Here is an 8,583-nt window from a genome sequence, read left to right as displayed (position 1 = left end):
CCTGCTCTACCAGCTGAGCTAACGATCCATGTTGTTTCGATAGTAGCAAGATGGGGTGGGTGAAGGGGCTCGAACCCTCGACCTACGGAGCCACGGTCCGTCGCTCTGCCAACTGAGCTACACCCACCATCTGTTTGCCACTGCTCGAAGCAGCTCGTTTATTATGCACAGACGCCAGCGGCCGCGCAAGGGGGAATTTTATAAATTTTTTCGGGTGCCCTTGCGCTAGAATTCTCGCCGAACGTACGCGCCCTTAGCTCAGCTGGATAGAGCACCGGACTTCTAATCCGACGGTCGAGCGTTCGAATCGCTCAGGGCGCACCATCGAGTTCGAGGCCGGGTGGCAAACGCCATCTGGCTTTTTTGTTTGCGTATCGAGAAGGGCCTGCAGGGGAGGTTCAACTTCAGCTCATTTCTACGATGCCGAGACCATGGGCTTCGGCAAGGGCTTCAACGCCTACAACGACGCGGCCGTGCGGAGGGTCATCGGGACCAGGTGGACCGGCGGGCAGTCCTACTCCGGGCGCATCTGGGGGAGCGCCGGCAGGCCCGCGGGGCACAACGGCAAGGTCTACCTCATTCTCCCCGGCAAGCGAGAGGGAGCCTTTGCCAGGTTGGTAGAATGGCTCCAGATGTCGAAGGAACTCACGTCCGACAGCAGGGAGGCCGAGGACATGGCCCGTCGGGCCTTCCTCGATGAGAACGTCAGAAAGAGGTGGATGCAATGCGTGGAGATAAGAGCGGGGTCAAGGTAACGGTTGCTGACGCCACGGGTGACGCTGCGTGGGGCGTTGATGACCGGCACTGGGAAGACCCCGACCGCAGACCGGTGCCGGACGAGCTGATGGAGAAGCTTCGAGCAAAAATGGCCCGACGGGACAAGGTCAGCGCTTGAGCTGGCAATGAGAGACTTTGAAAAGAGGTGCGGGATAACATGGCGAAGGCTGATGTGAGGACGGTCGAGGTGGACCTGTCCAAGTCGTTCGACGTCCCAGCCGACGTCAGGTATTCTGACCTTCACGGCAAGGACCTCGACAAAGCCATCGAACTCTCACTTGAGCGAGCAAAGTCGCTCAAGTCATGGGCCGATGCCGAGGTCCTGAGCTATGAATTTAGCTAAATGTGCGTCAACATCGTGGTTCTGCTTGGGGCCATCCATCCGGGTGGCCCTTTCTCTTAGGGAGGCGGCGTGGGGCGCTCATGGCACGTGGACGGTTCCATCTTGATCGCCGTAGGCCCTTCTGCCGCGCGCCCCGCTCACTTGTTCTCAAATCGCTAGTCATTTGGGAGAATAAACTTGCAGGTAGTGCCTAGTAAATGTTTGCGAAGCGCGCACGGGGCGAGTACTATGAAACCGATGTGTACAGACGAGGCCTCGGCGCATGCCGGGTCGAGAGAGGGAGTAGCCATGGCCATTCTCGAAGCTTCCCACGTTTTCCTTGACAACCCTGCCACCACTCGTGACGAGGCCCTTGAGTTCCTAGCCTCCAAGGCCGTTGAGCTTGGCGCGAGCGATGACGCCGCTGCTCTCGTCGAGGGTCTCAAGAAGCGCGAGGCCGAGGGCTCCACTGGCATGATGAGCGGCTTTGCCATTCCGCACTGCAAGTCCGCTTCCGTCAAGGAGGCCTGCGTCGTCGTCACCCGCTTCGCCAACCCGGTCGAGTGGGAGACGATGGACAAGAACCCCGTCACCGTCGCCATTGCCCTGCTCATCCCAGACGGAGACCTCGGCACCAAGCAGCTTCGCATCCTCTCCAAGATCGCCGTCATGCTCATGCACGACGACTTCTGCGAGAAGGTCCAGAAGAGCGAGGACGCAGACGCTATCGTGGCCGCCATCAACGAGGGTCTCGAGCAGTAGGCGTTTTGCATATATAGAGACATTGACACGTGGGCTCGACGGTTGGCCACCGTCGGGCCCAAGTTGTATGGCAGGAGCTATACATTTGCAGGTAGATGGCCAAATTGCCATACAGAATCATTACCTGGCGCACCGATTTACGACATTTCAAGGTGCGTCCTGAGTCATACTGGAACCTGGTTCAAATCGCGTGAAAGGGGCGTTTCAGTTGATTTATACCGTCACGTTTAACCCTGCAGTCGATTACGTCATGCACCCCCTCACCCTCGACATGGGCTTCACGAACCGCTCGTCGAGCGAGGAGGTCCGCTGTGGTGGCAACGGAATCAACGTCTCGAGTATCCTCAACGAGCTCAACGTCGATACCATCTGCCTGGGCATCATCGCGGGCTTCACGGGTGACTACATCCTCGATACGCTTCAGCAGGCCGGCGTCACCTGCAACTTTGTTCGTCTCGACAAGGGTTTCACGCGCATCAACGTCAAGCTCAACGGCATCGTGATGACCATCATCAACGGCATGGGCCCCAAGATTCCCAACGAGAAGGTCGACGAGCTCTTCGGTCGTCTTGACCGCATCAAGGCGGGCGACACGCTCGTCCTCACGGGCTCCATTCCCAAGTGCCTGCCGGATGACATGTACGACATCATCATGACGCGCCTCGCTGGCCGTGGCATCCGCTTCGTGGTCGACGCCCCGGGCACGCTGCTACTTCAGTCCCTCGCCGCCAAGCCGTTCATGATCAAGCCGAACAACCATGAGCTTGGAAAGCTCTTTGACGTGAATCCCGAGACGCCGGAGGAGTGCCTGCCCTACGCGCGCCTGCTGCACGAGCGCGGCGCCCAGAATGTCGTCGTTTCTTGCGGCGGCTACGGTTCGGCCCTCATCGCCGCAGACGGCAACGAGTACACCACGAAGTGCCCGCCGTGCCGTCTCGTGAACGCCACCGGTGCCGGCGACTCCATGGTGGCGGGCTTCCTGGCGAGTCTCGATGCTGGCATGGGCTATCAGGACGCTCTCAACTTCGCCTCCGCCTGCGGCTCTGCCACGGCTGCGAGCAAGGGCCTCGCGCACCGCTCTACGATCGATAAGTTCTACGACTCCCTAAAGAAGGTCATGGCTGCCGACGCTTGCCAGAGGGAGCTGGAGACTGCTAAGGCAGAGAAGTCCGAGAAGGCCAAGGCCTAGCGTCTCTCGTGCCGTCTTCACATCTCGCTTCGTTCGTTCTTATGGCGTAGGTGCGGTTTTGTGCGAACGGTTTCAAGGCGTCCGTGAACGGCAGGAGCCTTCGCACCGCCGGCAGGTTGCCGACGCACTCCCTACGCTGGCCCGCATTTGCCATTGCGTGGGGATTCAGGGACGGATTGTCTGCTAGACTGCGCTTCGGTTACATCAGGAGGACCGGCTGCGGGTTATGAAAGTCGCAACCTGCCGTCCTGCACGGGGAAAGGGCCCTGATAGGGCCAAAGAGAACAAGGAGTTCAGCATGGTTTCCGAGAAGGTTACGCTCATCAACCCGCAGGGTCTCCACATGCGTCCGGCTGGCACGTTTGCCTCCGCCATGGGCAAGTTCGCCAGCACGGTGACGATCGTCGCCAACGGCAAGGAGACCAACGGCAAGTCGCCGATGGCCCTCATGGCCGCCGGTCTCTCCTGTGGTACTGAGGTCGAGGTCAAGTGCGACGGCGCCGACGAGGCTGACGCCCTCGCCGCTGCCGTCGAGCTCATCAAGAGCGGTATCGGCGAGTAGCATCGCTCCTGGCCTCTCGGGGGCCTTGCGCGCTCATGCATGCGCATGGAGGGGGCGACGCCTGGCGTCTGCCCCCTTTTTTGTTATATGGCAGCTTGTTCGCCATAACTAACTCAATCAGGGGGTTTCCATGTACAAGGGTGTAAACGCTTCCGATGGCATCGGTATCGGCGTCGCTCGCGTCGCCGTCGAGCCCGACCTCTCTTACGTCCCCGCGACGCACCAGGACACCGACGAGGAGGAGAAGGCTCGCTACCAGGCGGCCCTCGATGCCTTCTGCGCCAAGACGCAGGCCCAGGCCGACCGCATGAAGGTCACGGTGGGCGAGAAGGAGGCCGAGATCATGGTGGGTCACATCACCATGGCCAACGACCCCTTCATGCTCGACGAGGTTAACAACCGCATCACCGAGGGCAAGTGTGCCGAGCAGGCCATCGACGAGGTTTGCGACATGTTCTACGCGATGTTCGACGCCTCAGACGAGCAGCTCATTCGCGAGCGCTGCGCCGACGTGCAGGACATCCGCACTGGCATCCTCGCCCAGCTGCTTGGCAAGGAGCTTGTTGACCTTTCCGTCCTGCCGAAGGACTCCATCGTCGTCGTGCACGACCTTACCCCGTCCATGACGGCGACCATCGACAAGGAGAACGTTGCTGCCGTGGTCACCGAGGTTGGCGGTCGCACCTCCCACTCCGCCATCATCTGCCGTGCCCTCGAGATGCCGGCGGTGCTCTCGCTCGAGAACGCCTGCACGCTCATCAAGAACGGCGACACCGTGGTCGTGAACGGCTCCACGGGCGAGGTTGACGTCTCGCCGACGCAGGACGAGCTCGCCGAGTTCCGCACACTGGCCGAAAAGGCCGCTGCCGAGAAGGCCGCCCTCGAGGCGTACCGCGGCGTTCCCACCAAGACGGCCGACGGCATCGAGAAGCTCCTCGTGGCCAACATCGGCAACCCCGATGACGCCAACGTCGCCGCCGAGCGCGATGCCGAGGGCGTGGGCCTGTTCCGCTCCGAGTTCCTGTTCATGGATGCCAAGGAGCTCCCGAGCGAGGATGAGCAGTTCGCCGCGTACCAGAAGGTTGCCCTGCGCATGAAGGGCCAGCCGGTCATCATCCGTACGCTCGACGTGGGTGGCGACAAGGAGATCCCGTACCTACACCTCACGCAGGACGACAACCCCTTCATGGGCTACCGCGCCATCCGCTACTGCCTGGCCAACCCGGACCAGTACAAGGTCCAGATTCGAGCCCTGCTTCGCGCCAGCGCCTTTGGTGATATCAAGATCATGCTGCCGCTCGTGACCGACATCGACGAGGTTCGCGATGCCAAGGCGCTCGTTGAGGCTTGCAAGCACGAGCTGGACAACGAGGGCGTCGAGTACAACAAGGACATCGAGGTCGGTACCATGATGGAGACGCCGTCCGCGTCGCTCATCGCCGACATCCTTGCCTCCGAGTGCGACTTCTTCTCCATCGGTACGAATGACCTCATTGGCTACACGATGTGCGCCGACCGCGGCAACGACGCCGTGCGCTACCTCTACACCGTGTACCAGCCGAGCGTCCTGCGCTCCATCAAGCGCATCTGCGAGGAGGGCAACAAGTCCGGCATCATGGTGGGCATGTGCGGCGAGGCTGCGGCTGACCCGCTGCTTATTCCGCTGCTGATTTCCTTCGGCCTGGGTGAGTTCTCCGTGAGCGCCCCGTCCATCCTGCGCACGCGCAAGATCATCTCCCAGTGGACCAAGGCCGAGGCAGACGCGCTTGCCGAGAAGGTCCTCGCGCTCAAGACCAAGGAAGAGGTCAGAGCCGCGCTCGAGGCCGCCGCGAAGTAGGTTTGGCTTAAATCTACGTATCCGAGGAGCTCGATTGCGAGCTTTTCGGAGGCTGTTTTAGGACCCGGGGCTGGTTTCAGAGAAACCAGCCCCGGGTTCGACGTTTTCTTGCTCGGAAGGGGCTAAGGACTCGTGGCTGTTTCCCAGCAATACATATGGGCCGTTGGCGGACTGGTTGAAATGAGGGTTGCCCGTCATGAGAAGCCGACCTTGGAGCTGCCGCCGGCGGCGAATTATCCCTGCCGGGTGGGAGTGATGACCTCGAGAGCTCGGTGAGCGCAGGTGATCTTGAAGTGGGCGCCCACGAGCCGCTCGCCGTCGGCCTGGCAGGGAGGTTCGCCTTCGAAGTCGATCGAAATCGACTTTGCTTTAAGGAAGCCCAGGTACGGCGAGTGGGTATGCAGCCCGATTCGTGCGCGTGCAAAGGTTGCGAGGGCCGTGGCAGTGCTGGGGTCGCCGTGCGAGTAACAGACGTCAAGCAGGCCGTCGGTGCTGTCCGCGTCCGGGCAGATGCGGAAGCCGCCGCCGTAAGTGGGCCCCACCTGCACGGCAAAGACGATTGAGCTCCCCGTCACCTGCTCTCCGTCAAAGGCGGCCGTGAATGGCCACGAACTAATCTGATGACGAATGATGTCGAGGCCCGAGCCCATGAAAAGGCGCGTCCCGTGCGCGCCGTGGGCCTTGCGGCGCCTCATCGTGTCGAGCGCGATGGCCGCATCCACGCCAAACGAAAGCGTCTCATCAAAGTAGGTACCGTTCACAAGCCCAAGGTCCACGCGACGGCAGACGCCGCGAAGAATCTGTCCGAGGGCGACCTCGGGGGCGTTCTTTGCCATGCCGAGGGTGCGAGCGTAGTCGTTTCCGGAGCCTAGGGGGATGATTCCGAGTCTCGGCCTCCGCGAGGCGTCGATGTGCATGAGGCCATTGACGACCTCGTGGATGACGCCATCACCGCCGAGCGCGAGTACCGTCTCGAAGCCAGTTGCCGCCCGTGCCATCTGCGTGGCGTTGCCGGGCCCAGTGGTGAGCCTAAGGTCGAATCCGTCCGTAGCGGAGGAAAAGGCCTCGAGCGTGCGGCGAACGAACTCCGCGCCCTGTGCACCGGCGCCGCTCTGGGCTGCGGGGTTTGCGATGACGAGGGTGCGGCCGAGCCTGAGTCCCAATGCAACCTCCCTGGCCCGTCGCCTGGTCACGGCGTTTGTAGCCATACAAAAGCAGCCCAGGCCACCGAGCGGACCTGGGCTGCTGCGCTCCCGAGTGGAGCGGGTGACGGGAGTCGAACCCGCGTCATCAGCTTGGAAGGCTGAGGTTCTACCGTTGAACCACACCCGCATGTTGGTCGGGGCGACTGGATTCGAACCAGCGACCCTCTGCTCCCAAAGCAGATGCGCTACCAAACTGCGCCACGCCCCGGGACCGCCGGATTAGTATAGGCGAGCGCCGGGGCTACGGCAACGGTCATGTTCGAATCCAGATGTGAAAGCTATCTTCACGCCCGGACCTCGCCGGAGACATTGGTACTTCTTGCGGACGGGTATCCGCTCGTGGAGCTTTCTGATACCGTTCGCCGGCCGATGGGGCGGATGCGGGTGTAGGGGCGGTGCCCGGCGGTACACTGCATTACGCTAAAGTGGTTATTACCACTTGTCCAGCCTGACGTGACGAATTGCTCGTGTTCAGGCAAGATGTTCATCGTTTGATGGTGTCCCGTCTTCGGCCACCGGCCGAGGCAGGCCGTTCCTTCGCGCCTTTGCGCGAGAGAGGGGAGACGCATGTCCTATTCCCAGAGGGTGCTCGCGGAGCTTCGCGAGCGGTACGCGGACCAGCCCGAGTTCATCCAGGCCGCCGACGAAGTTCTCGAGAGCATCGCCCCGGCCGTTGACGCAAACCCCGCGTACGAGGAGGCTGGCCTGCTCGAGCGCCTCGTCGAGCCCGAGCGCGTCATCATGTTCCGCGTCCCGTGGGTGGACGACGAGGGCAAGGTACAGGTCAACCGTGGCTACCGCGTCGAGTTCAACTCCGCGCTCGGCCCCTACAAGGGTGGCCTGCGCTTCAACCCGACGGTCACCCTCGGCATGCTGAAGTTCCTCGGCTTCGAGCAGATTCTCAAGAACAGCCTCACCACGCTGCCGATGGGCGGCGGCAAGGGCGGCTCGGACTTCGACCCCAAGGGCAAGTCCAACCGCGAGGTCATGGCCTTCTGCCAGTCCTTCATGACCGAGCTGTGCCGCCACATCGGCCCCAATACCGACGTCCCCGCCGGAGACCTGGGCGTCGGCGGCCGTGAGATCGGCTATATGTTCGGCCAGTACAAGCGCATCCGCGACGAGTGGAGCGGCGTGCTGACGGGCAAGGGCCTCTCCTTCGGCGGCTCCCTCGCGCGCACCGAGGCCACCGGCTACGGCCTCGTCTACTTCGTGGACGAGCTGCTCAAGAGCGCCGGCGACTCCTTCGAGGGCAAGACCGTCGTTGTGCACGGCTCCGGCAACGTCGCCATCTACGCCATTCAGAAGGTCGCCCAGCTCGGCGGCAAGACCATCGCCGCCTCCGACACCAAGGGCTGGGTCGAGGACCCCGAAGGTATTGACTACAAGGTGCTCGAGGATATCTACAACGCCAAGCGCTCCGGCCACGACAAGGGCGTGAGCCTCGCCATGTACGTCGAGAAGCGCCCGGGTGCCACCTGGCATGCCGAGGACGGCCGCGGCGTCTGGGCCCTGCCCTGCGACGTCGCACTTCCGTGCGCCCGCGAGAACACCCTGCTTCTCGAGGATGCCGAGAAGCTCGCCGCCAACGGCTGCAAGGTTGTCGGCGAGGGCGCGAACATGCCCACGACCACCGAGGCCACGAACTACCTCATCGAGCACGGCGTCGCCTTCTGCCCGGGCAAGGCCGCGAACGCCGGCGGCGTGCTGGTCTCCGGTCTCGAGATGAGCCAGAACGCCGAGCACCTGTCCTGGACCTTCGAGGAGGTCGACGGCAAGCTCGAGCAGCTCATGCGCGGCATCTACCACAACTGCGCCGAGACGGCCAAGCAGTACGGCCATGAAGGCAACTTCGTGGTTGGCGCGAACATCGCCGGCTTCAAGAAGGTCGCCGATGCCATGATGGCGCAGGGCATCGTGTAGCCTTGC

The 8,583-nt window shown here is 62.4% G+C and carries 8 protein-coding genes and 4 tRNA genes; 8 read left to right on the top strand and 4 right to left on the bottom strand.

Features of this window, described 5'->3' with window-relative positions; genetic code table 11:
• Positions 1 to 51: 51 nt before the first annotated feature.
• Positions 52 to 127 (bottom strand) — tRNA-His (locus tag EFAMC2_RS03450).
• Positions 128 to 247: 120 nt separating this feature from the next.
• Here EFAMC2_RS03450 and EFAMC2_RS03445 point away from each other — a divergent pair.
• The 7 genes from EFAMC2_RS03445 to ptsP all read left to right on the top strand — a co-directional run bounded on the left by EFAMC2_RS03445 (position 248) and on the right by ptsP (position 5,449).
• Positions 248 to 324, top strand: a tRNA-Arg gene (locus EFAMC2_RS03445).
• A 107-nt stretch (positions 325 to 431) separates the two neighbouring features.
• Entirely contained in the window at positions 432 to 755 is a 324-nt protein-coding gene (locus EFAMC2_RS03440; RefSeq protein ID WP_154027039.1) for a hypothetical protein, read from the top strand.
• Positions 756 to 934: 179 nt separating this feature from the next.
• Positions 935 to 1,120 carry a hypothetical protein gene (locus EFAMC2_RS03435; protein WP_154027036.1) on the top strand — a complete coding sequence of 62 codons (186 nt, stop codon included), beginning with the start codon at positions 935 to 937 and terminating at the stop codon, positions 1,118 to 1,120.
• 288 nt (positions 1,121 to 1,408) lie between these two features.
• Positions 1,409 to 1,861, top strand: a complete 453-nt coding sequence (locus EFAMC2_RS03430) for a PTS sugar transporter subunit IIA (protein WP_154027033.1) — start codon at positions 1,409 to 1,411, stop codon at positions 1,859 to 1,861.
• Positions 1,862 to 2,069: 208 nt separating this feature from the next.
• Entirely contained in the window at positions 2,070 to 3,050 is a 981-nt protein-coding gene (locus tag EFAMC2_RS03425; RefSeq protein WP_154027030.1) for a 1-phosphofructokinase family hexose kinase, read from the top strand.
• 298 nt (positions 3,051 to 3,348) lie between these two features.
• Entirely contained in the window at positions 3,349 to 3,612 is a 264-nt protein-coding gene (locus EFAMC2_RS03420) for an HPr family phosphocarrier protein (RefSeq protein ID WP_154027027.1), read from the top strand.
• Between the two features lie 130 nt (positions 3,613 to 3,742).
• Positions 3,743 to 5,449 (top strand): phosphoenolpyruvate--protein phosphotransferase, encoded by a 1,707-nt coding sequence (gene ptsP, locus EFAMC2_RS03415; protein WP_154027024.1) that lies wholly within the window; start codon positions 3,743 to 3,745, stop codon positions 5,447 to 5,449.
• 233 nt (positions 5,450 to 5,682) lie between these two features.
• Here the strand turns inward: ptsP and EFAMC2_RS03410 are convergent, their stop codons facing one another.
• From EFAMC2_RS03410 to EFAMC2_RS03400, 3 genes are all read right to left on the bottom strand, one after another.
• Entirely contained in the window at positions 5,683 to 6,612 is a 930-nt protein-coding gene (locus EFAMC2_RS03410) for a diacylglycerol/lipid kinase family protein (RefSeq protein ID WP_187325123.1), read from the bottom strand.
• A gap of 95 nt (positions 6,613 to 6,707) precedes the next feature.
• Positions 6,708 to 6,781, bottom strand: a tRNA-Gly gene (locus EFAMC2_RS03405).
• 4 nt (positions 6,782 to 6,785) lie between these two features.
• Positions 6,786 to 6,862, bottom strand: a tRNA-Pro gene (locus EFAMC2_RS03400).
• 359 nt (positions 6,863 to 7,221) lie between these two features.
• Between EFAMC2_RS03400 and gdhA the strand changes: the two genes are divergently transcribed.
• Positions 7,222 to 8,577 carry an NADP-specific glutamate dehydrogenase gene (gene gdhA, locus EFAMC2_RS03395; RefSeq protein ID WP_154027018.1) on the top strand — a complete coding sequence of 452 codons (1,356 nt, stop codon included), beginning with the start codon at positions 7,222 to 7,224 and terminating at the stop codon, positions 8,575 to 8,577.
• Positions 8,578 to 8,583: the final 6 nt, after the last annotated feature.

It is taken from the genome of Olsenella uli (assembly GCF_901212655.1).
In the GTDB taxonomy this organism is placed as follows: Bacteria; Actinomycetota; Coriobacteriia; order Coriobacteriales; family Atopobiaceae; genus Parolsenella; species Parolsenella uli_A.
Note: the sequence above shows the minus strand (reverse complement) of the source record. Positions and strands in the feature narration are given on the sequence as shown.